Below are 25,061 nucleotides of genomic sequence, written 5' to 3' on the forward strand. Positions count from 1 at the left end.
ATTTACTTACTTTACTTGCAGTTCGATCTTGCAAATTATACTGCTTATCTTTATTGACCTATTAAAATTAGGGGCACATATGATCTTTAAATTTCTTCCAATCAGCAAACAGAATTTCAATTTAATTCTGATCATTTGTTGCTTTTTTACTTTTTCATCCAACCTAAGCGCCCAGCAGAAGACAGTAAAGTTGGATACCATTCCATCAGATAGCATTCCAATCATAGGAGTGAAAAAATACCCCGTAGTATTTTTCACTGACACGCTTTTTTATATCAGCTCCAAACTTGGTCCTTTCTCAGCAGCTGAAAGAGCCTCAAATCAAAGCAATAAGCTCGCACTGCTCATTGAGAACGATGCGCTTGACACTGCGATTTTGACACTCTACGAGGATAATCTCTCAGTTGAAATTATACATGGTGAGCAGATAATCTCCAGCATCACCCAGAATGATGCTGAAGCACTTGGTAAAGACAAAGCCCAGCTTGCCAAAGAATACATCGCCGCCATCAAGAGCAGCTATACTAGGCATTACGGAGAAAAGAATCTGATCAAAAACCTTACAAGAACAGGTATATTACTAGGGATCTTTATCGTACTGTATTTCCTAGTGAAATTCATTAACAAGGGATTCAATAAGTTGATCGATTTTATCCTTCGGAAATGGCATAGGTATTTCAAAGGAGTAAAAATCAAAAACTTTGAAATCCTATCTGCTGCACGGGAAGAAAAATTGTTTTTTCTAATCATGCGAGTGCTTAAGATCTTCATGATCATCTTGCTGCTTTACCTTTCACTCCCTATTATTTTCAGCATTTTCCCTGCTACCAAAGGCCTTGCAACGACCCTGCTCGACTACATTACTTCTCCTGTCAAATCTATTGTTCTGGGATTCATAGGCTACTTAGATGAGCTTTTCATGATCATGGTAGTAGTTGTGATCACGTATTATTTTGTGAAGGCAATAAACATTGTTTCAAAAGAGGTAGAAAGCGGCAATTTGTCTATTCCTGGATTCTACCCAGAATGGGCAAAACCAACATTCAACCTGTTCAAGATTATCATCATTGCTTTTTCTTTTATAGTAATCTTCCCTTACCTACCAGGTTCAGATTCACCAGCCTTTCAGGGAGTTAGTGTATTTCTTGGTTTATTGATTTCCCTAGGTTCGTCCTCAGCCATCAGTAATATTATCGCAGGTCTGGTGATCATTTATATGCGTGCCTTCAAGTTAGGTGATCGCGTGAAAATCGGTGACACAGTAGGTGATGTGATTGAAAAAACTATGCTAGTCACAAGACTTCGTACGATCAAAAACGAGGAAGTAACTATTCCAAATGCCGCCATACTGGCTGGAAAGACCATAAACTATTCTGCGGAGGCAAATGGTCCAGGATTGATACTTCACTCTACGGTCACTATTGGCTATGACGTTCCCTGGAGAGAGGTGCATAAGCTATTAATAGGAGCTGCACTAAAAACAGACCGAATCCTGAAGGAACCTGTTCCTTTTGTTTTGCAAACCAGCTTAGACGATTTCTATGTGAGCTATCAAATCAATGCCTATACCAATGCTCCTGAAAAAGCTGCGGTAATCTACTCCGATCTTCACTCATTTATCCAAGACGCCTTTACGGAAGCAGAGGTAGAAATCATGTCTCCTCACTATCGTGCTGAGCGTGATGGAAATCAACTCACTATCCCGCCAAGCTATTTGCCAGAGGACAAAATTGTCCCTTCAGATAAAGGAGCTTCCAAAGCTGAAAAGCCTAAAGAATAAGCATCTGCCTGTAGCATATGGACTTGAAGACCACACAAAAATTCTGACCTGTTTTTTCTCCAGATCAAATTTGAGATGCGAGTGCACTTAGGATGAAACCACTGAAAAATGAAACTAGAATTTGGGGATCCGGGATCAGGACAAAATCCGAAGAAGTTAAAATGCAAAAAGGGAAACCCTCTTGCGATTGTTTCCCTTTCTCTTATTGATAACCTTAATCATCAAAAAGAGCCAAGCTACTGTTGATAGACTTTTCCTCCAGTTGCCCAGATTCATAATACTGATTATCAAACTATATCTTCTACACCTTGCGGTATTGAAGACTTCAATCTACATTTCTGTGGTAACCCATTTCAGACATATTCCCGAAGGACTATGACCATTCATGTTTCAATCTAGAGTTTTCAATCTGTATCCGAGATCGTATTCTCGGTCTTTTTATCTCTTACTTGGTCTAATAAATATCTCCCTAATTTTACCGAATCACAACTTTTCAACAGGCTATTTTCCCACCATCTTTCCACCAAATATTGTTCTAAATCAACAGGTTTATCCACTCTAATTTGATGGTTATCAACTTTTTAATAACATTTCAGACTAGTTCATCTTGATGCGCATCAAATAGGCATCGGCAGTCATATACAAATAGGACTCATCAGCATCAAAAGTACAATTGGAAGTACCCTGGCCAGTTTGAATCGTACCCAAATGTTTGCCCTCAGAACTGATCAACCAAATCCCACCAGGCCCAGAAGCAAAGAGAACCCCTGAACTGTGGACAGTCAAACCATCCGGTAAACCAGGATGATCATCTCCCACAGTTGATGTCACATCCAACAAAACCCTCCCAGTCAATACATCCCCATTCTGATCCAAATCAAAAGCATAATACCTCGCTTTTTGTGCATCAGATTGAGCAACATAGAGGGTTTGCTGATCAGGACTCAGCCCTATACCATTTGGCCGATTCAAGCTATCCAATAACAGACTCAAACTCCCATCGGTATCTAAACGATATACTCCTTGAAAATCCAACTCCTTTGGATTCCAATCATCCAAACCATAAGGAGGGTCAGTGAAAAACAGTTGACCAGATTTATTGATGACAAGATCATTCGGACTATTGAATCTAGCGCCTTCAAAATCTGAAACTATGCTTGTGAAATCAGCTTTTGGCGCAGTTAGTGTAGCATTCATTTTTGCAATTCTTCTTTCCCCATGCTGGCAAAGAATCAGATTTCCTTCCGCATCCAAAGCTAAGCCATTGGATCCTGGCTCCTTCTTGTTAGTCTCAGTTCCCAAATATCCAGAAGGTTCCAAAAACAAAGTCAAACTGTCTTTCTCTGTCCATTTCCAGATTTTATTGGTTGGAACATCTGAGAATAGCAAGGCATTCTGATCAGCAAGCCATAGCGGTCCCTCCGACCACTCGAAGCCAGAAGCCAAAACCTCTATTTCAGCTCCTTCAGGAATTAAGGAATTTACAACTGAATCCACTCGCAGCACAGACCCAACTGTCTTATAAGATGACCCCACTGACAGAGCTTCAGTATTATTCTTTGGACCCGTACAGGCCAAGGAAGTACTTAGCAACAATAAAAAACTTGAAATTCTCATGGCCTATTATTTAATTTATCTCCTAGAAAATTGGACTCAAGCAACAATATTATGATTTGATAAGACTAAAACAGGACAGAGAGGGACAGTCAATATCTATCGGATTAATATATTCAATTATTCATAGGTTTAACAGTAAATAGATTGGGTTTGAAAAGGCGGGGGTAATTCTCCGCCTTTTCTTTTTGCAACCAATCCTATTTTGCTGCTTCTCGCTCTGATGGAAGAAAACCAAAAATAGGGTTTGGCTCATGTGATGCATTCATCAAAGCTTCCAGTTCTTTTACTTTTTCTGGGTTATCAGCAGCTATATCATGCTCCTCCCCTATATCAACACTAAGATCATAAAGCTCTATCCTTGGGTTTTCAGACCCAAAAACCTGCAGCTTCACAGCCTTCCATTTGCCTTGTCTCACAGCCTGCTTACCACCTTGCTCGTGAAATTCCCAATACAAATACTCATGCTCCTTCTGATCTTCCTGCTCCAATAAGGTTGGCAAGAAAGAAATCCCATCGATTCCATTTGGTACAGTTGCTCCAGCTACGTCAGCAAAAGTTGGTAGTAAATCCCAGAAAGCAGAAATATGATCAGACTGTGAACCTGCCTTAATTTTACCTGGCCACCAAGCAATCATTGGAGTTTTCACCCCTCCTTCATATAAGTCTCTCTTGTGTCCTCTATAAGGTCCATTGCTATCAAAAAAGTCTGGATCAGCACCGCCCTCTTGATGAGCGCCGTTATCTGAAGCAAAGATAATTAAGGTGTTTTCTGTCAAGCCCAATTCATCAAGTTTCGCAAGAACCTCACCTACATAAAGATCAATTCTCTCCACCATGGCAGCAAATGCCGCATGCGGATAGGGATGTGACTGGTAAGCACTAATATTCAAATCAGGTCCGTATTCAGTCCCTTTTCCTGCTGGATGTGGTACCTCATCACCAAATTTCGCTCTGTACTTTTGAAAAACTTCATCATCTGGCGCCGCTAGTTCTGCATGTGGCATCACTATAGGCATAAATAGAAAGAATGGGTTATCCTTATTATTTTCTAAAAATGAGATAGTCTCTTTCTGAATAACATCGGGTGCATAGACCTCCTTATTTAACCATTCATTTCCTTCCAAAATTATTTTATCGCTATTGTGCCACAGATGTGCTGGATAATAGCGATGTGCATATCGCTGGCAATTATAGCCATAGAACTGCTCAAAACCCTGCTGATTTGGATCGCCTGTGGTACCGACAAATCCCAATCCCCATTTACCGAAAGCACCAGTTTTGTAGCCAGCACTTTCCATAACCTTAGCTACTGTTGCTACGGAATCTGGCATCGGGTACTGACCTTCTGGCTGAACTTCTCTATTCCCTCTAATAGGCGTATGACCTGTATGCAAACCGGTCAAAAAAGATGACCTTGAAGGTGCACATACCGTAGCACCTGAATAATGATTGGTGAAAAACATCCCTTCCTTTGCAAGTCGGTCAATGTTTGGGGTTTCTATGTATTGTTGACCTAAGAAAGCCAGATCCCCGTACCCGAGATCATCTGCGAGTATAAAAATGATATTTGTCTTTTTTTCAACTTCAGCTGTCTTCTCTTCTTTGTTTGTACAACTAGTAAACAAGGCTGACAAAGAAATAATTAGAAATGTGAGGGGTATGAAATAGCGTTTTAACATGCCCGAAGATAATAATATTTACTTCTGACTAAAAAATAGAATTGTATGATTTCGCTCCACGCTCCTGAACCAATTTGTTACGAATCATCAAAATCCTATAGGCCTCTAATGGCTCCGCTACTCCCCCAGCCTGTACTCTTGCTTCACAGACCAATGGTCTTACATCTGTCAAATAGGCCATTTGCAAAATCTCCTGTGCTCGGGAACCTTCCCCATTCTGCTGGCATTCACGGAGTTTTTCTCGATCTACCAACAAAGCCTTGGCATAAGCGATCGTAATCGCCTCTAAAGCCTGAATTAAATCGACCAGGGGATCTTGGGTATTGTAGCTAGCATCTATCATCCAAGAAATACTATCCCAATTCTGCACACCATCCTGATCTCCGCCTATCAATTCGCAGAAAATCAAGAACAACTGATACGGCTTGATACTACTTGGATTCAGATCATCATCTCCATATTTACTATCGTTAAAATGAAATCCCGCAAGTAGGTTTTGATACATCAGTGTAGCCACAATCTGTTCGATATTAGTCTTTGGCAGGTGATGCCCCAGATCCACCAATACCTTGGCCCGAGATCCCAATCGCTTGGCAAGCATAGAAGAAGTCCCCCAATCAGGAACTACGGTGTGATAGCAATTGGGCTCATAAGGCTTGTACTCCAGCATCAAATCCCAATCGGAAGGCATGAATTCGTAGATTTCACGCAGTGACTCTTCAGTCCAGCCTAGCGTATTTCGGAAATTTGATTGGCCAGGAAAATTACTTCCATCTGCCATCCAAACAGTCAAGCCCTTACTACCTAGATTTTTTCCAATGTTGATTACGTCCTCATTATGCGCAATGGCTTCTTCACGTATAGCTTTATCAGGATTTCCTAAGGAGCCCAGTTTGGCATATTCCTTCTGATTTTGATCTTGTGAACTAGTACTGTTCATCGTATCAAATTTCAGATTTAGCTCTTTCGCCAGGCCTTTCACCTCTCTGTAATCCTCTGGCAAATCCCAAGGTATGTATACAGATACTGAGTTGGTCTTGCTGGTCAATTGCTGCAATAGCCCAATATCCTCTAGTTTTTCATTCAAATCCCTAGGTTCTCCACCAGTTCTAGATCGCTTATTACTTGCTTTTCCATTACCTAAGGCGGCACTTGGAATAGCAATCTGAAAAGCCTGAATCTTACGAACGACTTCTTCAAAATCCACATCCTGCTGGGAGAATCGCTCGCGCAAAAGATCAAGGGAACGCGCATGAAAGTCATTGGAAGAAAAGGATGCTATCTGGTCTTTAGTAATTCTCATAATTTATCAATCAATGTGGCTTGGGTACTCGATTTGCTCAAAAAAGGGACAATTCAAACTCTCCGAGAAAGGTATTACTAGCTTAATATACGTCTTCATATGTAAGAAGGAGGTCTCCAGCGAAGGTATTTACCTCAGACCTATATGTGACAGTACAAGTCTAAGCCAACCAATTCAACTTATGCTTATAACATACTGTATAACAGAGCTGAAGGGTCAAAATAATCATAATTCACTTGAATTTCAAATCCTCACAACTATGGAGATATTTGATCATGTGAAGATCAGAGCAATTCGAACTATGAAAATCCAGTCTATCCTTATCTAAAAGAGGCACTCCATTTCTTTGCTTAATCTTTATATCAAACAAATACGCAACCAAAGTCTAAGTTTGCACTCTATAAACTCATGAATCGTAACTTTGTTCTAGAAGCTAATCAATGGTAGAAGTTAAATAGCATTAAATGCTTTGTTAGTGAGTAACAGAACTTCATGAATTCTGAATATTACTTTTTAGCTTTCACAGTCAATAGAAATTTTCGGCTAGACCGAAAAAAAATCAGAGCAAAAAGCTATTCAGAGCAAATTTTCCAATTGCTATATTACTGCCTAGCTTCCAAATAAAATTTGGAAAAACACATCAGAAAAAAGACAATTAGTCAGATATCCTATTTTACCCAAACAATACATCTATTTATGTAGCAATAATTCAACAAAATTCCTTTTGTATTCAAGACAGCACAGGATACCTCAGGTAATATTTTCACCCATATTCACTATCAGAACAATCTGCTAAAACGCAATGAGCATAACAACACAAAATTTTAAGCATGTAAGTTACCTCTGGGATGATGCCGTAGCATCCAAACTTGAGGGCAAAGAAGTTGATCTTCTTATTTACCGTTCAAATATACTTGGAGCCGATCTGAGAATCACCAATTACGGTGGTGGCAACACCAGCTGCAAAACCTACGAAGCAGATCCACTAACCAACGAGCAAGTTGAAGTAATGTGGGTCAAAGGTTCTGGTGGAGACATCGGAACTTTGACAAAGGCTGGCCTGGCTGGACTTTATGTAGATAAACTACGCGCTTTAAAAGGCATTTATAGAGGCTTGGAATTTGAAGATGAAATGGTTGAGCTTTTCAATCACTGCATCTACGACCTTAAGTCTAAAGCTCCTTCCATCGATACGCCTTTACACGCATTCCTTCCATTCAAACACATTGATCACCTTCACCCAGATGCTGCGATTGCTATTGCTGCCGCAAAAGATGGAGAGCAAATCACGAAGGATCTTTGGGATGGTCAGATCGCTTGGGTGCCTTGGCAAAAACCAGGTTTTGATCTTGGACTACAACTAAAGCAAGCACTGGACGAAAATCCTGGAATCCGTGGCATTATGCTAGGAGGACATGGATTATTCACTTGGGCTGATACTGCCTATGAGTGCTACATCAATAGCTTGGAAGTAATTGAAACTGCTTCAGAATACTTGGCACAGAATTATGGTAAAAATCGTCCAGTTTTCGGAGGAGAGAAAGTCCAATCTCTTGCCCCTGAGCAGAGAAAAAGTCAAGCGGCCATTCTCGCGCCACTATTAAGAGGCCTAGCTTCTTCAGAGAATCTTATGGTAGGTACTTTTACAGATGCTCCTGAAGTTCTACAATTCATCAATAGTCATGATCTAAGCAAATTGGCTCCTATGGGAACCAGCTGCCCAGATCACTTCTTGAGAACTAAGATTTCTCCTTTGGTTTTGGAAATTCCTGCAGACGCAGATCTCAGCGACCTTACAGCTATCAAAGAAGACATCGATGTAGCATTCCAAGCTTACAGAGAGATGTATGCTGATTATTATGAAAACCATAAGCATTCGAATAGCCCAGCAATTCGTGATCCTAATCCAGTGATTATCATCTGGCCAGGTGTGGGAATGTTTAGCTATGCAAAAAATAAGCAAACTAGCCGAGTAGCTAGTGAATTCTACATCAACGCCATCAATGTAATGCGTGGTGCTGAGGCTGTATCTGAATACGTATCATTGCCTCTTCAGGAGGCTTTCAATATTGAGTACTGGTTACTTGAAGAAGCAAAACTTCAGAGAATGCCCAAAGAGCAGGCGCTTTCTAGAAAAGTAGCTTTGGTAACTGGTAGTGCAGGTGGAATCGGTTTGGCTATCGTAGAGAAATACATCCAAGAAGGTGCCTGTGTAGTCGTAACAGACATCGATGGAGATAGACTGCAGACTACTAGTGATGCCTTATTGAAAAAATACGGGAAGGATGCATTCTTGGCTGTGAAGCTGGATGTGACAGATGGAAAAAGCTTAGAAGCTGCCATTGAAGCTACCTGTCTACAATTTGGCGGAGTGGACATCATGGTCAACAATGCAGGTATATCTATCAGCAAGCCTTTCGAAGATCACTCTGACCAAGACTGGGACAGATTGAATGACATCTTGGTAATGGGTCAATATCATATCTCCAAAGCAGGAGTCAAAATTATGAAACTACAAGGTCATGGTGGAGATATTGTCAACATTGCGAGTAAGAACGGTTTGGTAGCTGGCCCAAAAAATGTGGCTTATGGTACCGCCAAAGCTGCTCAACTTCACATGTCTAGGCTTATGGCTGCGGAACTGGCAGAAGACAAAATCAAAGTTAATGTCGTGAATCCGGATGCCGTGATCGAAAACTCAAACATCTGGGAAGGTGGATGGGGCGAAAATCGCGCTAAAGCCTATGGAATTGAAGTAAAAGATTTGCCTCAGTTCTATGCAAATCGTACCTTATTGAAAGAAAGCGTGAAAACCAGCGACATCGCAGACGCAGCATTTGTCTTCGTGAGCGGTCAGCTTGGCAAAACCACTGGGAATATGCTTAATGTGGATGGCGGTCTAGCTGCTGCATTCCCGCGCTAGATTACAATTAGGAATACTCGATTACACTAGTACCCCACAATAACCCAAAATGCTATGTTAGTTGACAAATCGGAAAAGATTCACACGGATTCGCGGACTCCTAAATACATGCAGGTAGTCAACCTTATACTAGATGATCTACACAGTGGAAAGCTCAAAATCGGAGATAGAATTCCTTCTATCAACGAAACTAGTTTTGACTTTCTTCTTTCTCGAGACACGGTAGAAAAAGCCTACAATGAACTTCGGGATCGTGGCATCATTACATCTGTGAGAGGCAAAGGCTTCTATGTGAGTTCTACCAATATGGCTAACAAAGTGAAGGTTTTATTGATATTCAATAAGTTGAGTTCTTACAAGAAGATTATCTATTATTCTATTGTAGAGACTCTAGGAGATCATGCGACAGTGGATTTACAGATTCACCATTACAATCGTACGATTTTTGAAAACCTGTTGGAGCGCAATTTGGGGCACTATAATTACTATGTCATAGCACCACATTTCTTTGATGAGAATAACCATCCAGAAACATGCTACGACCTCATTCAGCAAATCCCTAAAGATAAACTCCTGATAATGGATCGTGACGTGAAAGATCATGAAAACGAATTCCCAGGAGTTTATCAGGATTTTGCTAGAGATATTTTGGAAGCCTTAGAGTCGGGTATTACACACTTGAGAAAATACTCTAGGTTGATATTGGTGTTTCCTAAAGGAGACATGTATCCAGTAGAGATTATTGATGGATTTAAGCGTTTTTGCTTTTTCCACAATTTCAACAATCTGATCCTTGACGGTATCGACGACGAGCAACTTTATGAGGGAGATTCCTTCATCGTATTGGCTGAAACTGACCTTGCTAATATTGTAAAAAAATCGCGCGAGCAAAACCTTCAACTAGGCAAAGACATAGGAATCATTTCTTATAATGAAACTCCTTTGAAAGAAATCTTGGCCGAGGGAATCACCACTATCTCGACGGAATTTATAGAAATGGGCACCACGATCGCTAATCAAATCATGGGCGAAGAAGATAAAATCCCGCTCAAGAACCCATTCAAAATGATCATCCGAAAATCGCTTTGATAGCGTGACTATGAGTAAAATCCCAGTAACGGCTGTTTTTGATATAGGTAAGACAAATAAGAAGTTCTTCCTTTTTGATGAAAATTTAACTGAAGTACACAGTTCATATACACGGATAGATCAAATTCCGGACGAAGATGATTTTCCTAGTATGCCTTTGGCTCCACTAGAAGAATGGATGCTAAAGACTTTCAAAGAAGCTTTGCAATCCCCTGATTATCAGATAAAGCGTTTGAATTTCTCCTGTCATGGAGCTTCCTTCGTGCATACGGATGAAAATGGTCTTCCCGCTACTCCGCTTTATGATTACCTCAAGCCTTTCCCAGAAGATCTTTTGAGTAAGTTTTATGAAGAGAATGGTGGAAAAATGACCTTTTGTCGTGCCACCTCATCTCCCCCATTGGCGATGCTCAACTCTGGTTTGCAGTTGTACTTCATCAAGCATACCAAGCCAGATTCCTTCAAAAGGATAAAGCATTCATTCCATTTCCCTCAGTACCTAAGCTTCCTTTTCACAGGAGAAATGGTCTCTGACTACACCAGCATAGGATGTCACACAGGATTGTGGGATTATGAGGCAAATGATTATCATGAATGGGTAGATAGAGAAGAAATTCGTAAGCTACTTCCTCCAATCGTCCCCGGGAACACCCTTTTGAAGACCAAGCCAGATCTAGGAAACATCCCTTGCGGCATCGGTGTTCATGACTCCTCCTCTGCCTTGCTGCCCTATATCAAACAAGAAACTGAGCCTTTTTCCTTACTTTCTACAGGCACTTGGTCTATTTGTATCAATCCTTCCAATAAAACAAAACTTACCAAAAAGGAGCTCAAACGGGATTGCTTGCAATTCTTGAGCATCAAAGGTGATCCTATCAAAATCTCTAGACTATTTATAGGAGAAGAACATAAATACCAAGTAGAAAAGCTATACGAATACTTTCAGATGCCTCAGGGCACCTACAAGAAATTGAAATTTAATAACACACTTTTCGAAAGAGTAAAAAATCACGAAGGCAAGCGCATTCATTTTCATTACCTCAAAGCGGAAGATTATGGCTTGACTCAAGCCTCCAAAAATAACTGGTCGCGCTTCCAAGAGTTCAACGAAGCATATTACGCCTTTATTCACGAGCTCACTGAGCTACAAACTGCCGCCATCAAACTAGTCATAGACAATGCACCCGTAGGCAGGCTATTCATCGATGGTGGTTTCAATGCCAACGATATCTTTGTAGAGATGCTTCGCAAAAAGCTCCCTGAATTAACCATTATTCCATCTGATTTCCCCAATGGTTCTGCATTAGGTGCCGCCATGCTGGTATCAATGGATTAGATGGCTTAATTTACGCTACCAATGAAATCGAGTATATCTCAGTCACTACATGAAGGGATGAGGATTCTCTATTCGAAATTCTCCCGAAACGGAACTGGCTATCTGGGCTATAAAAAATCCAGCATTAACACATGAAAAAAGACGCCCCACATATTGGCTTGTTTATCCCCTGCTACATTGATCAGTTTTATCCAAATGTGGCAATAGCTTCCTTAGAGTTGCTGGAAAAACTAGGCTGCAAAGTCACCTATCCACTTGGACAAACTTGCTGTGGACAGCCTATGTCCAATGCAGGATTTGAATCGAAAACAACAGATACAACTTCCAAATTTATTCGTGATTTCGCGAAGTTTGACTACATCGTAGCTCCTTCTGGCAGCTGCGTTTTGCATGTCAAAGAGCATTCTCCCAAAATAGACAAGCTCAAGAAAAATCAGGAGCATCTACAAGCCAACATCTACGAACTCAGTGAATTCATCACTGATGTACTCAAAGTCGATTCTATCAAAGGCAGTTTCCCACACAAGATTGGTTTTCATGCTTCCTGTCATGGGCTTCGTGGACTGAGACTCGCAAGTGATTCTGAGCTAAATGAACCTGTATTCAACAAAACACTTCAGCTGATGAAAGATCTGGAGGGATTGGAAATCGTGGAATTGACCAGAAAAGATGAGTGCTGTGGATTTGGAGGAACTTTCGCCGTAAGTGAAGAAGCTATCTCTGTGCAAATGGGAAAAGACAGAATAGCAGATCATGTGGATAAAGGCGTAGAAATCATCGTGGGTGGAGATATGTCATGCATCATGCACATGCAGGGAATCGCTACACGAGACAAAGAAAAAATACAACTTATGCATTTCGCAGAAATCCTAAACCAAGTCATCTCATGAGCCATCCAGAGAATGCAACGGTATTTCTGAAAGATAAAGCCCGTGCAAAATGGCATGATGATACCTTGTGGATAGTTCGCCAAAAGCGCGATGTAACTATTCACCAAATTCCTGAATGGGAAAAGCTCCGAGAACTGGCATCCCAGATTAAGGATCACACACTTTCTAAGCTTGACTTCTACCTAGAGGAATTAGAGAAAAATGCTACTGCTAATGGCATCAAAGTTCACTGGGCCGAAAATGCAGAGGAGCACAATCAGATCATTGGAAAGATCTTGGACGAAAAGAAGTGCAAGGCAATAGTAAAGAGTAAATCCATCTTGACTGAAGAATGTCATTTGAATCCATTCTTGGAAGAAAAAGGCATTGAAGTGGTAGATACAGATTTGGGTGAGCGGATTATTCAGTTTCTGAAGCAGCCACCTAGTCATATTGTGATGCCTGCCATTCACTTGAAAAAGTCAGATATATCAGAAATTTTCCACGAAAAACTACATACAGAAAAGGGTAACGTAGATCCTGTTTACCTTACCCACGCAGCGCGATTACATTTACGTGAGAAATTCCTGCAGGCCAAAGTAGCGATCACAGGAGTCAATTTTGCTGTAGCTGAGACGGGTGAATTCGTAGTCTGTACCAATGAGGGGAATGCTGATATGGGCGTTCATTTAGCCGACACGCATATCGCTTGCATGGGCATAGAGAAGCTTATTCCAAGAAGAAAAGACCTAGGCGTATTCCTTCGACTTTTGGCTAGATCAGCCACAGGACAATCCATTACCAATTACAATTCACATTTCAGAAGTCCATCTCCAGGCAAAGAACTTCACCTTATCTTGGTAAATAATGGAAGAACAAAACAGCTTGCTAGAGAAAAATTCAGAAATTCTCTGAAGTGTATCCGTTGTGGGGCTTGTATGAATACCTGCCCAATCTATCGCAGAAGTGGTGGTTTTAGCTATGGAAGTACCGTTCCAGGTCCTATAGGATCAATTCTTTCACCAGGGATAGACATGAAGAAATACAGCACCTTGCCATTTGCCTCCACACTTTGCGGCAGCTGCTCTGATGTATGTCCTGTGAAGATTAATATCCATGAGCAACTTTATGAATGGCGACAAGAAATCACCAAAGCACAAGGATCTTCATTGAAAGGACTATCCATGAAATTGGCCAATGGAATCTTCAAAAGTCCACTTGCCTATAGAATCTCAGGCAAAATGATGAGAGCTTCTCTCAAGACATTGCCGGATAGCATCATTTACAACCCTTTGAACGCGTGGGGAAAAGGCAGAAATCTACCGGACCTACCTTCGGAATCATTCAAAGACTGGTATAAAAAGAATAGATAAAAATGAGCAGCAAAGAATCCATATTAGCAGCTATCAAAGGATTGAACATGGAAGAGAAACCTCTTCCAGAGATTCCTGACTTCGCTGTTGCTTCTGATCTCGTAGAAGCCTATACCCATTCTCTCAATGCCAATAAAGGCACGGTGGTCAGCAAAGTAGAATTAGAGCAAATGATCGCTGATACTGGCTTTGCCAAAATCTATAGCTCCTCACCTAGCTTTGCATCCTATAGCAATTGTGAAGTACCGCAGCACCCAGCTGATTTTGCAGACCTAGATCTTGCTATCATAGAAGGTCAATTTGCCTCGGCAGAGAATGCCGCAATTTGGCTGGATGAAAGTAATTTAGACCTAAGAGCTATCCCATTTATCACAGCGCACCTAGTGATTGTGATCAGGAAGGAAAACATCCTAGGAAACATGCATGAAGCCTATCAGCGAATAGGGGCAACAAAATCAGGATTTGGTGTATTTATCGCTGGACCATCCAAAACGGCTGATATTGAACAATCCTTGGTGGTAGGGGCTCACGGAGCCATGAGTCTTAGAGTAGTGATTCTTTAGAGCAGCTTCTTGGTCAGCGTGAAACAGTTATGACCTTCTCTAGAGCTACAATAACTCAAGTCAAACTTAATCTTGTCGGCAATTTTCTTACAGAGAGGCAAGCCCACACCCGTTCCTTTCTCTTTCTTCGTACCGTATGAGGTTCTTGCCCTGAATACAAAGAGGTTTTTCTGATCTTCTGCAGAGATGGTAGATCCTTCGTTACAGACCGTCCAACTTATCTTCTCCTCATCTATTTCTAGCCCAAAGTCGATGGTCGAGTTGGGGGCAGAAAACTTGATAGCATTGTCCAGCAAGTTTTTTAGAATAATTTTTATCTCATTGATTTCTATGGATATATCACGATTTTCTCCTTTAATACTGACCTCAATAAGTTGATTTTTTTCCAATGCCTGCACCATCATCATTTCCTTCAGTTCATTGGTCAATTCTTCCAAACTGATATGATAAACTTCATTTGGACGGTCTTCCAATTCGGTCATCACCCAGCTTAAGGTATTATTAAGAACCTTATTGAGGTGGTAGCTTTGCCCTTTCAGATTCCGTAGAATCTGCCCCATTTCTCCAGGGTCAAAGGCATCCTTCTCTACAAGTTCAAGTGTCGTGTGAAGCATACCAATAGGGTTTTTGAGGTCATGTGTAAGGATGGCTATCAATTTGTTTTTTTGATCATTCAGCATCTTCACATCCTCTAATGCTTGATCCTGTCGCTGCTTGATTGAATGGAGAACTTGATTCTGATTTTGGTAGCTTTTGATGAAAAAATGTAGCACTGTAAAGACAAATAAACTTACCCATAAAATAGTCACCGCATGATCAACAAACTGATTTTGAGGACCTTCGTAAAAGCTCTGAACTTCTATAAAACCTACTGATTCCCCATAGAAGAGGATGAAAAACATAGATAAAGAGCCAATAAACCAGATAACTTTTAGCCAGCCTTGAATTAATAAGGAGATAACTACCAGCATCAAGAAAAAAGCATAAATCGTAGGCCCATCATTTCCATCATTATATAAGAAATTGACGCAAATGATGATATGAGCCAGAATTAGCAAAATATTTAATACCAATTGGGCTTTACCATATTTGGAAACCACGAAATAGGCTACTAAGAAAGGACTGGAAAGCCCGAATTTGAGCCAGATAATTTCTTTTGACATTCCTGTGAAAATATCAGAAATCGCTAATAGCACTAATAGAAAGAATGCTAGTAGCGAAAACATCATCGCTATTTTTCTTTGGATATATTCCAGGTTAGCAACATTTTCCTCAGAAATCGATAAACCTTTGGTAAGCAGCATAAAAATCCTCTAAACTAAATTTTGACTCAAATTTACATATTTCAGTCCATCACAAAGACGAAATACGGTTAATTTGTAGCAAAAATGAAAGTTTAGGATTTAAATCATAGCTAATCATTCGAATGAAGAGCTATACGATTGCCTTCAGAGTCAATAAAAACACCCATATAACCATACTCCGGTGATATCATTTTCTTAGGTATCTCTACGGTTCCTCCAGCCTCTTTCACTTTTGCCAGCTCAATAGATACGTCTTCGGATGAAAAATAGATTAGGGCACCGGCTAATTTACTTGTCTTATAAAAATCCTTATGGTAAACCAAACTACCCTCTGCTCCTTTTCCTCCGCCTTCGCCGGGAAACATCGCCATTTTGAAATCGCCCATATCAAGCTTGTGAAGGGAACAATCAAAAACTTTTTGATAAAAAGTGATCGCCCTATCCATGTTTTTCACTGGTATTTCAAACCAGCCTACAGTAACTTTTTTCATAGCACAATTATTTTATAAACTTGTCCGCCTACGCGGATTAAAAGATTTCATTGTACAATAACCTTGACCAATCTATACTCTTGTAAGCTTAATTGGATAGGTTTTCCCTGCATTCCACTGACATACATAAATGTTTTCGTCCTGATCTATGCATACATCATGACAATGCTTAAAGATTGCCTCTGACTGCACCATCAGCTGAAGTTCTCCATTTCTATACTCAGGGGCTGTACCGCCTGGATTGGAAACCACTTTATTGTCTTTATCCATAATAGTCACAAATCCTGAATCAGGCGTTTGCTCTAAGTAGCGAAGTCTAGACCAGCAGACGCCAGCATATAGATTATCGCCATGGATCACCGGACGACAAACAAATGCACCAGGCAAAAAGATTGTCTCCATATATTCCCCATCCATGGTAAATCTCTTAAAGGAATTGTGCCCTCGTGAAGTACATAATAAGGTGGGAGCCTTTCCACCACGCTGATCTACTGTGATCCCATGAGCTGTACTGAACTGCGCATCGCCAGAACCAGCACCACCAAATTTTCGGATAAAATTTCCGTTTTTATCATAATGCAAGAAGTACTGTGAACCATAGCCATCTGCCACATACAGATCTCCATTTGGAGCCACGGTGGTTTCCGTAGGCACATAGGACATTTTCTCAGTGTAAATCCCTTCTTTGACTGGTGCAGCTATTTCTACTACTATAGTACCCTCAAGTGTAGTTTTCACCACTCTTCCAGCATTGTCAGAAATCCAGAGGTATTCGGCATCTCCTTCATCTACTAGGGTCAAGCCATGTGCACGATCCATTCCAAGTGTCCAAGCTTGAAGAAACTTCCCTGATTGATCATATATAATGACATTGTTTTTAGGTTCATCAGTCACCATAATCATCCGACCTTTGCGATCCATCACCATCTCGTGACAGTTATTTACAGGTACTTTGGCAGGATCTAGCATCCCCCATTTCATATCCACTTTATATTGAAAATCTCCATGACCTATTACCTCATCTCGCATACGAGCAAAAGAAATGGAAGGGGAAATTGACATCGCCATTCCCAACAAGGAGGCATTTTGGATAAACTTTCTTCGATCTGATTTCATAATTAGGGGCTAAGCCTTGAATTTAAGGAATACTATCGAAAAGTGAATAATAATCCATATTTTAGGTCAAACCCTATTTACACTAAGATGAAAACCCAGATCAAAATATTACTACTATTCCTATTTTTACTCAGTCCATTGGTCACTATTCAAGCCCAGGAAGTGGCTTTACAGCTATACTCCCTCCGTAATGAAATGAAAGTTGATCCTGTGAAATACCATCAGCTTATTGCAGAATGGGGGATTTCTGCACTTGAAGGAGGCGGAGAATATGGCATGACTGATGCTGAATATGCCAAGCTTCTCGCGGATAATAATCTTCGCATCATGGGTGTAGGCGCTGATTATGATCAACTCAATAAAGACTTATCACCCATTATAGCGCAGGCGAAGAAGTATGGAGCTAAGTATGCTACCTGCTACTGGATACCTCATAAAGATGGTCCCATTTCTATTGAGGAAATCAAAATAGCTACTGCTCTCTTCAATGCTGTGGGACAAGAACTAAAAAAGGAAGGGATTACATTTTTGTATCATCCTCATGGCTATGAGTTCACTAAGTATGGAAAAGGTGATGTCATGGATTACATGCTGGAAAATGCCAAGTACTTTGCTTTCAATCTGGATGTGTACTGGGTGAAAATGGGGGGTGGTGATCCACTAGCCATCATGAAGAAATACCCAGGAAAATTCCCTGTTCTTCACCTGAAGGATCGTAAAATAGGTACCCCAGGATCTAAAGACGGACATGGTGATGTAGAAAAAAATGTGGTGCTGGGCACAGGCGACATTGATATCGCAGGCATTATCCAAGAAGCCAAAAAGCAAGGAACTGAGTATCTGAGCATCGAAGACGAAAGCTCAAGATCTGTCACCCAGATTCCTTTGAGTGTTGCTTTTATCAAAAGGCAGTTGGAGAAGTAGGGAAGTAATCAAGTATTTAATTTATATGATTATCCGCAATGATGCCAGTCACCTTAGATTCTTTGTGAGTCGTCCTGAAATTGGTTGACACTTTTGAATATCAAATATAATCACAGTTTTAACTTCTGTGTAGTTTATTCTAACTTACAATACCACGATGAAGCGGAGGCAAGCTCTGCTGAGGAGCAACTTGCCAAGGAATAATCGTTTGGTCCGATAGCGTTGCTATTTGTTAGCCGATCCGTAACTGGTTCGGCTTTCTTCTTCCACTGGTACCTTTTTCCAATTACGCGTTCGGCTTCATGCCTTAAAAAACCTTTATCATGTACTTGAGTTGGGGTTATATTCCCCAGCCCTTCATGTGGTCTTATTTCGTTGTAGATCATGATTATCTGGCCAATGCATGTTTTTACATTAGTGACATTTAGTTTTTCAAGATCTACCAGCCATTCTTCCTTAAGTATGCCATTCATTCTTTCGGCAATAGCATTTTCTTGGGGTGAAGCAGGCTTGGTCATACTTATCCATACCCGATGTTTTTCCAATAGTCCGGTATATTCGTAACTACAATACTGTATTCCACGATCCGAGTGATGCATTAAGGAAAAAGAGGGCAGGTCTTTTTGAGACTTCAATGCTACTTTTAATGCCTGAAGTGCTGATTCAGCCTTTAGGTCAAGTGTTATATTCCAGCCAACAACTTTTTGAGAATAGGCATCAGTGATCAAATAAATATAGTACGGCATGCTATTGAGCTGCACATAGGTTATGTCGGAAACCCAGAGTTGGTTAGGCCTCGAGACAACCAGATTATTGACCATATTTTGATGTTTTCTCAGCCAATGATGACTTTGTGTAGTAAAGAACTTTCGTTTTCTTTTACTGACTAAAAGACCATGGGCACCGAGTAACTCAAAGAGCTTATCCCTACCCATTTTTATCCCTAGCAGTTCCAGGTCTGGCTGGAGCAAGAAATAAAGCTTTCGGACTCCCCAGCGGGAAGTTTTTGATTTTCTCCTGATCTTGGCAACAAGATCCAGGACCAATTCTTCTCTAAATGCTTCTTGAGTAGTATAGTTAAAGGCTTTGTAATATGCCTGTCTACTTTTGCCAAACAATCTGCAAAGTTGTTCTAAACCTATTTTAGGTTCTTCTTCTTTGAGTCTGGTGACTGTTTGGCTCCAGGCTTTTTTTCTAGGTCTAGCCCATAGTCTTCCTTGGCAATATCCACCATGATTTGATAAGCTTTTCCTTTCAAACGGCTAAGATTCAGCTCATCTTCAAGCTGTTTGATACGGCTTTTCAGCGCTCGAATGTCGTCTTTTTCCTCAGACATATCTTTTAATAGGGGTACAGGATCTACCACAGCATTTCTTGGCAAACCAGCAAAAATCCTCATCCATTCCAAGATAGCTGATTTACTCTTAATCCCGTAAACACGTCTCGCCTGTTCCTTTGACATCGTGCCTGAAACCACGTCAATTACAATTTTTCTGCGGGATGATTCGGAGAATTTTTCTAAATCTTTCATTTCGTCCGTCTATAGGTTTACAATTCATGACTAAATTGTGTCAACCTATTTCAGTACACGACCTTGCTTATCAGGCTGGAAGACCTCCCGATAGCTATCGGGAGACCGAAGACCGAAGTGGCCTCAATTTTTAAGTTTAACATATCTTACATTGCTTTTGCCACCTTACTGGTAGAAAAGCGGATATACATATTAATTTATTCCTTGATCACGCAAACCAAAACAGGGCCCTTAATAAGCTAATTTAATTAGCAGCTGTTGCTTATGGCTTAGCCTTTTATTTGAAAAAATTGACTTAGCTTGCCATCAAAACGTATCCCAAAACAATTTACAAACACATGAAAAACACCAGACTCTTTTTATCGGCATTTGCCTTCATTCTCTTTTTATCAGTTTCCACCACATCTTTTGCACAACTTCAGGCACCAGCGCCTAGTCCAGCAGCTCATGTTTCCCAAATTGTCGGCTTCACCAAGATCAGCATCGACTACTCTTCTCCTGCAGTGAAAGGAAGAAAAGTATTCGGTGAACTAGAAAAATATGGTGTGAGCTGGAGAGCTGGAGCCAATGGTCCAACAATCATCGAGTTCAGCACTGGAGTGAGCATTGCTGGAAAAAGCATCCCTGCTGGTAAATATTCTTTGTTTATCACTCCTCAGCAATCTGGAGACTGGACGATCCATTTGAACGGAAAGTCTAACGCAGTTTTTGCTTATACCAAGGATGGCAAAATCGATGAGGCAGCTCTGGCAAAAGACGATGCGGTAGCGATCAAGGTAACACCGATCCCAGCACCAGAAACGTTCGAAAGACTTGCATACTTTATCTCAGCAGAAGACAATAAGGTCGCTTCAGTTACTTTTATGTGGGCTGATGTGATGCTATCCTTTGAGGTAGATACTCAGGTGAACCAGAAAATTGAAGGTTTCAAGGGAGTATTCTAAACTCGAATCCTTTCTAATATTAGATTTAAGCCCGGACTAGATTCGGGCTTTTTTGGTTTACAGAGCTCAGTCAAATTGGATTGAATCTGAACTCACCAGTTGAGGTCTGATATATAAATATTGGAGGTAATCCCCTCTGATTTCCTGCAGGAATCAGGCGTGGGTCAACTGTAAAAGCAAGACGAATTGAAAAGTTTAAGCTTTGGCTGTTTGGAAAAGGCAGTGCTGAGCATCAAAATCTTTTTCGCAGCTAAAAATAACAGCCCTAACTTAGGATCTTCTCATCAGTACTAGGACCAATGAAAAGCAATAAACATATAGAAAGAGACGGGAAGTCATCAGCTAAAATTTTTGATAGCAGAAGCCTAAAAGTGGACTATCGAACGCTGGAGCCTATTCTTAAAAAAGGCTTGTCAGTCTTAGATGTCGGCTGTGGTACGGGTTCTATCTCAAAGGATATTGCTAGCATAGTGGGCGATTCTGGAAGAGTTGTAGGAATTGATAATACAGAAAAGTTTATTGAAAGCGGCAAGGCATCCTATGCTGACATTCCGAACCTAAGTCTGATACATACTGATTTATTTGACTTTGATTCAAACGAGAAATTTGACCTCATCACTTCAGCAAGAACTTTACAGTGGCTAAGTAATCCAAAAGAAGCCTTGCTCAAAATGAAAACTTTATTGAAGCCTAAGGGTATGATTTCAATTCTGGATTACAATCACAACAAGTTGGGATGGAATCCACTACCGCCACAGAGCATGCAAGATTTTTATAAGACTTTTCTAAAATGGAGAGCTGATGCAGGAATGAACAATGGTATTGCGGATGATTTGCCTGAGCTAATGAAAGAAATCGGAATGCAGGAGATAGAAGCCCTAAACTCTGATGAGCATTATGAAAAACACAGAGAGGATTTCAAAGCCAAAGTTGGAATCTGGTCTAAAGTGGCCGCTTCAAGCCAAATGGTGGAAGAAGGATATTTAGACGATAAGTTGAGGCTAAGAGCTATCGAAGAATATAATGTCTGGCTGGAAACCGAAGCTATTTCAATGACCATGAAATTGACTGAAGTAAGGGGAAGATTGCCTGCTTAAACACTAAACTATTTTGTCAAGAGATTTAATCTCTTTTCGTAATTGAATCTAATTGACCAAGCGAAAAAAGCATTTGTAATAAAAGGTAATACCAGATAAATATGAGAAATAAAACCACACTCTTCACGCTACTAATTTTGGGGATACTCTTTTATTCCTGCACAGGTTCCAACAAGGAAATCCTTCCTATTCCATCAACAAGTCCTAGCGAAGCTCAGCTGAAGCAAATTGAACGTAAGTATGGCATGTTCATTCATTTTGGAATAAACACCTTCCACGATCAGGAATGGACTGATGGCTCAAAACCTGCTTCAAGCTACGCTCCTACAGCCATTGACGCCGATCAATGGGTGAAAACCGCAAAAGATAGCGGGATGAAGTATGTTATTTTAATCACCAAACACCACGATGGATTTTGTCTTTGGGATAGTAAGTACACGGAATATGATATCGCCAACTCAGGTAACACCACTGATGTCGTAGAGGCAGTAGCCAAAGCATGTGAAAAATATGATATCGGCTTAGGACTATACTATTCCCTTTGGGATAGAAATAGAAATGCCGAGGTAGAAAACGTGGAACTTGATAGCAGCTACAATTCCTATATGATTCAGCAATTAAATGAATTGATGGATATCACTCAAAAACATACCAATATCGTGGAGTTTTGGTTTGATGGCGGTTGGCTAAAGGAAAATAACCGCTGGCCGATAAATGACATCTATCAAACCATAAAATCGAGGGAGCCAGATTGCCAAGTTGGTGTGAACTGGACCATCGGTTTACCTGAAAATCCCGACTTCCACCCAGTATTACCCGCAGACCAAAAAGAAGGTTATCCGATACGATATTTTCCAAGTGATTTTAGATTGGGCGACCCTTATCTACCGATTGATAATGATCCCAAATTATTCAGCCATAATGGAGAAGAATACTATATGCCTTGGGAATCAACAGTTTGCATTAGTAAGCGATGGTTTTACAATACCCAAGACAGCGTTTACAAACCTATCGATGAATTGGTAGAAATGTATAAGGTTGCTACGTCACAGGATAATATTTTGATTCTAAACTGCCCACCAAATCGAGAAGGAAAAATCAGAGATGAAGATATTGAGATACTGGCCGAATTGAGAAAACGATTGGATATTAGTATCTAATGGAGTGAAAAATAAATATTCTAACTAGCAATCAATTAATCGAGTAAAGGCTAAAGCCACCAGTACTGGGCTTCAGCCAAGTAGTTTGCCACCTGGCAATTTTATTTAATATCTTACCTTATAAACACTTAGCCCCGAGCCATATAACCTAGCAACCATGTCAGCAGCACCAAAGAGTATTTTTTATCTGATTCTTGGAATGGGATTAATCTTATTCCAATCCTGCAAACCAGAAGCAGAAGAAGTAACCAAACCAAATATTGTCCTCATACTTACAGATGATCAAGGCTGGGGAGATCTGGGCATCAATGGTAACTCACAGGTGAATACTCCAAATATTGACCAACTTGCAAAAGCGGGAGTTCAATTCAGTAGGTTTTATGTAGACCCAGTATGCTCTCCTACTCGAGCGGAGATTTTGACCGGCAGGTATCATCCTAGAACTGGTGTTTATTCTACTTCAGAAGGTGGTGAGCGATTAGATCTTGACGAAAAAACAATTGCGGAAATCTTCCAATCAAATGGTTACAATACAGCGGGCTACGGCAAATGGCACAATGGCTCCCAACCTCCATATCATCCCAACAATAGAGGTTTTGAGGAATACTATGGTTTCACTTCTGGTCACTGGGGAAATTATTTCAGCCCTATGCTGGAGCGAAATGGTGAGGTCACCAAGGGAAAAGGATTTATCATTGATGATCTCACCGATAACGCACTGAGCTTTATCGAAAACCATAAGAATGATCCATTCTTTGTCTATTTGGCTTACAATACACCACATAGCCCAATGCAGGTACCCGATATCTGGTGGGACAAATACAAGGACGCTACTATAGATTCCAACCACCGATACGGGGATAAAGAAACGATAAATAAAACTCGAGCAGCTTATGCCTTGACTGAAAATATTGATTGGAATGTCGGCAGACTTGTGGACAAATTGGATAGCCTTAAACTCCTAGAAAACACAATCGTAATCTATCTCTCTGACAATGGTCCAAATGGCTGGAGATGGAATGAGGGGCTAAAAGGCATCAAGGGAAGTACAGATGAAGGAGGAGTTCGATCTCCTTTTATACTATATTGGAAAGACCACTTGAAACCACAAATCATCTCACAGATAGCCAGCGCAATTGATATTCTGCCTTCGCTAGTGGATTTGGCTGGTATCAATAATCCATTTGATAAGCCTAACGACGGCCTGAGTTTAAAGCCCCTACTCACAGAATCAAAGCCAGAATGGCCAGAACGATATGTGTATAGCCATTGGAGAGGTCGGGTTTCTGTTCGTAATCAAACCTACATTCTGGATAACGAGAATCAACTATTTGACTTAAGCACAGACCCTGGTCAGCTCAATCCTATTGCTGAACCTTCAGAAGCTATACTTTCTGAATTGACCCAAGCTAAAAATGACTGGATCAAAACAGTACTTTCAGAGCTCAATCCGGAGAGAGAAGAAGTATTCCCTGTAGGATTTGAAGATAGCAAATACACACTCCTTCCAGCTCGAGACGGCCTTCCGCATGGTGGCATTAAGCGTTCTAGCATTCATCCTAATTCCTCGTATTTCACCAACTGGACTTCCACTACGGATAGCGTCACCTGGGATACTGATATTCTTACTAGCGGCAAGTATAAGGCAACAGTCTACTACACCTGCAAAGCCTCTGCGATTGGCTCTACCCTAGTATTGAAGCAAGGATCAAATGAGCTAAAAACTCTCATCAAAGAGGCTCATGACTCGGATTATGTAGCCGCAGAATATGATCGTTCGCCACGTGATGAATCTTATGAGAAAGATTACTTGCCTCAGGAAATGGGAATCATACAACTGGACAAAGGACATCATCCCTTATCGATGAAAGCCTCCGAAATCAAAGGTTCTGAATTTATTGAGCTTCGATTGCTCGTTTTGGAGCGAGTTAACTAGCACAATTGTCAAATCTAAAATCTATC

At 40.7% G+C, this 25,061-nt stretch carries 20 protein-coding genes; 12 read left to right on the plus strand and 8 right to left on the minus strand.

All coding sequences use genetic code 11. The features are described 5' to 3' along the window. The first annotated feature begins 79 nt into the window (after positions 1-79). Positions 80-1,780 carry a mechanosensitive ion channel family protein gene (locus LV85_RS11370; RefSeq protein WP_111319469.1) on the plus strand — a complete coding sequence of 567 codons (1,701 nt, stop codon included), beginning with the start codon at positions 80-82 and terminating at the stop codon, positions 1,778-1,780. Positions 1,781-2,377: 597 nt separating this feature from the next. Here the strand turns inward: LV85_RS11370 and LV85_RS11375 are convergent. The 3 genes from LV85_RS11375 to LV85_RS11385 form a co-directional block, all read right to left on the minus strand. Next, positions 2,378-3,397 (minus strand): SMP-30/gluconolactonase/LRE family protein, encoded by a 1,020-nt coding sequence (locus LV85_RS11375; RefSeq protein ID WP_111319471.1) that lies wholly within the window; start codon positions 3,395-3,397, stop codon positions 2,378-2,380. Positions 3,398-3,594: 197 nt separating this feature from the next. Then, positions 3,595-5,076, minus strand: a complete 1,482-nt coding sequence (locus LV85_RS11380; RefSeq protein WP_111319474.1) for an arylsulfatase — start codon at positions 5,074-5,076, stop codon at positions 3,595-3,597. 28 nt (positions 5,077-5,104) lie between these two features. After that, positions 5,105-6,379, minus strand: coding sequence for a TIM barrel protein (locus tag LV85_RS11385; protein WP_111319476.1), 1,275 nt, complete (start codon positions 6,377-6,379; stop codon positions 5,105-5,107). 802 nt (positions 6,380-7,181) lie between these two features. On the opposite strand from LV85_RS11385, the gene LV85_RS11395 reads away from it, so the two are divergent. From LV85_RS11395 to LV85_RS11420, 6 genes are all read left to right on the plus strand, one after another. Then, positions 7,182-9,302: a bifunctional aldolase/short-chain dehydrogenase gene (locus tag LV85_RS11395; protein WP_111319480.1), complete on the plus strand. Its 2,121-nt coding sequence runs from the start codon at positions 7,182-7,184 to the stop codon at positions 9,300-9,302. 54 nt (positions 9,303-9,356) lie between these two features. Next, positions 9,357-10,391, plus strand: coding sequence for a GntR family transcriptional regulator (locus LV85_RS11400; protein WP_111319482.1), 1,035 nt, complete (start codon positions 9,357-9,359; stop codon positions 10,389-10,391). Between the two features lie 10 nt (positions 10,392-10,401). Beyond that, positions 10,402-11,727: an FGGY-family carbohydrate kinase gene (locus LV85_RS11405; protein WP_111319484.1), complete on the plus strand. Its 1,326-nt coding sequence runs from the start codon at positions 10,402-10,404 to the stop codon at positions 11,725-11,727. 131 nt (positions 11,728-11,858) lie between these two features. Continuing rightward, on the plus strand, positions 11,859-12,617 hold the full coding sequence (locus LV85_RS11410; protein ID WP_111319486.1) for a (Fe-S)-binding protein: 759 nt from the start codon (positions 11,859-11,861) through the stop codon (positions 12,615-12,617). Continuing rightward, complete coding sequence (locus tag LV85_RS11415; protein ID WP_111319488.1) at positions 12,614-13,969, plus strand: lactate utilization protein B; 1,356 nt, start codon at positions 12,614-12,616, stop codon at positions 13,967-13,969. Before LV85_RS11410 ends, LV85_RS11415 begins: the two co-directional genes overlap by 4 nt. A 2-nt stretch (positions 13,970-13,971) precedes the next feature. After that, positions 13,972-14,532, plus strand: coding sequence for a LutC/YkgG family protein (locus LV85_RS11420; protein WP_111319490.1), 561 nt, complete (start codon positions 13,972-13,974; stop codon positions 14,530-14,532). On the opposite strand, the gene LV85_RS11425 is transcribed toward LV85_RS11420, so the two are convergent. From LV85_RS11425 to LV85_RS11435, 3 genes are all read right to left on the minus strand, one after another. Then, positions 14,529-15,836, minus strand: coding sequence for a sensor histidine kinase (locus LV85_RS11425; RefSeq protein WP_111319492.1), 1,308 nt, complete (start codon positions 15,834-15,836; stop codon positions 14,529-14,531). The two genes, LV85_RS11420 and LV85_RS11425, sit on opposite strands and share 4 nt — an antisense overlap. A 110-nt stretch (positions 15,837-15,946) precedes the next feature. Then, entirely contained in the window at positions 15,947-16,327 is a 381-nt protein-coding gene (locus LV85_RS11430) for a VOC family protein (protein WP_111319494.1), read from the minus strand. A gap of 72 nt (positions 16,328-16,399) precedes the next feature. Next, positions 16,400-17,443 (minus strand): NHL repeat-containing protein, encoded by a 1,044-nt coding sequence (locus LV85_RS11435; RefSeq protein WP_111319496.1) that lies wholly within the window; start codon positions 17,441-17,443, stop codon positions 16,400-16,402. A gap of 87 nt (positions 17,444-17,530) precedes the next feature. On the opposite strand from LV85_RS11435, the gene LV85_RS11440 reads away from it, so the two are divergent. Then, on the plus strand, positions 17,531-18,367 hold the full coding sequence (locus LV85_RS11440; protein ID WP_111319498.1) for a sugar phosphate isomerase/epimerase family protein: 837 nt from the start codon (positions 17,531-17,533) through the stop codon (positions 18,365-18,367). 134 nt (positions 18,368-18,501) lie between these two features. Here the strand turns inward: LV85_RS11440 and LV85_RS11445 are convergent, their stop codons facing one another. Together LV85_RS11445 and LV85_RS11450 are read right to left on the minus strand one after the other, a co-directional pair. Continuing rightward, on the minus strand, positions 18,502-19,509 hold the full coding sequence (locus LV85_RS11445; RefSeq protein WP_111319500.1) for an IS3 family transposase: 1,008 nt from the start codon (positions 19,507-19,509) through the stop codon (positions 18,502-18,504). After that, the gene (locus tag LV85_RS11450) at positions 19,506-19,898 is read right to left on the minus strand and encodes a hypothetical protein (protein WP_111319502.1); all 393 of its coding nucleotides are present in this window, start codon (positions 19,896-19,898) and stop codon (positions 19,506-19,508) included. Before LV85_RS11450 ends, LV85_RS11445 begins: the two co-directional genes overlap by 4 nt. A gap of 338 nt (positions 19,899-20,236) precedes the next feature. Here LV85_RS11450 and LV85_RS11455 point away from each other — a divergent pair, with 338 nt between their 5' ends. The 4 genes from LV85_RS11455 to LV85_RS11470 all read left to right on the plus strand — a co-directional run bounded on the left by LV85_RS11455 (position 20,237) and on the right by LV85_RS11470 (position 25,035). Beyond that, on the plus strand, positions 20,237-20,842 hold the full coding sequence (locus LV85_RS11455) for a DUF2911 domain-containing protein (protein ID WP_111319504.1): 606 nt from the start codon (positions 20,237-20,239) through the stop codon (positions 20,840-20,842). 299 nt (positions 20,843-21,141) lie between these two features. Continuing rightward, complete coding sequence (locus tag LV85_RS11460; RefSeq protein ID WP_111319506.1) at positions 21,142-21,939, plus strand: class I SAM-dependent methyltransferase; 798 nt, start codon at positions 21,142-21,144, stop codon at positions 21,937-21,939. Between the two features lie 101 nt (positions 21,940-22,040). Next, positions 22,041-23,099, plus strand: a complete 1,059-nt coding sequence (locus LV85_RS11465) for an alpha-L-fucosidase (RefSeq protein ID WP_111319508.1) — start codon at positions 22,041-22,043, stop codon at positions 23,097-23,099. Between the two features lie 157 nt (positions 23,100-23,256). Beyond that, complete coding sequence (locus LV85_RS11470; RefSeq protein WP_111319510.1) at positions 23,257-25,035, plus strand: arylsulfatase; 1,779 nt, start codon at positions 23,257-23,259, stop codon at positions 25,033-25,035. Positions 25,036-25,061 lie beyond the last annotated feature (26 nt).

The organism is Algoriphagus chordae (assembly GCF_003254055.1).
GTDB lineage: Bacteria > Bacteroidota > Bacteroidia > Cytophagales > Cyclobacteriaceae > Algoriphagus > Algoriphagus chordae.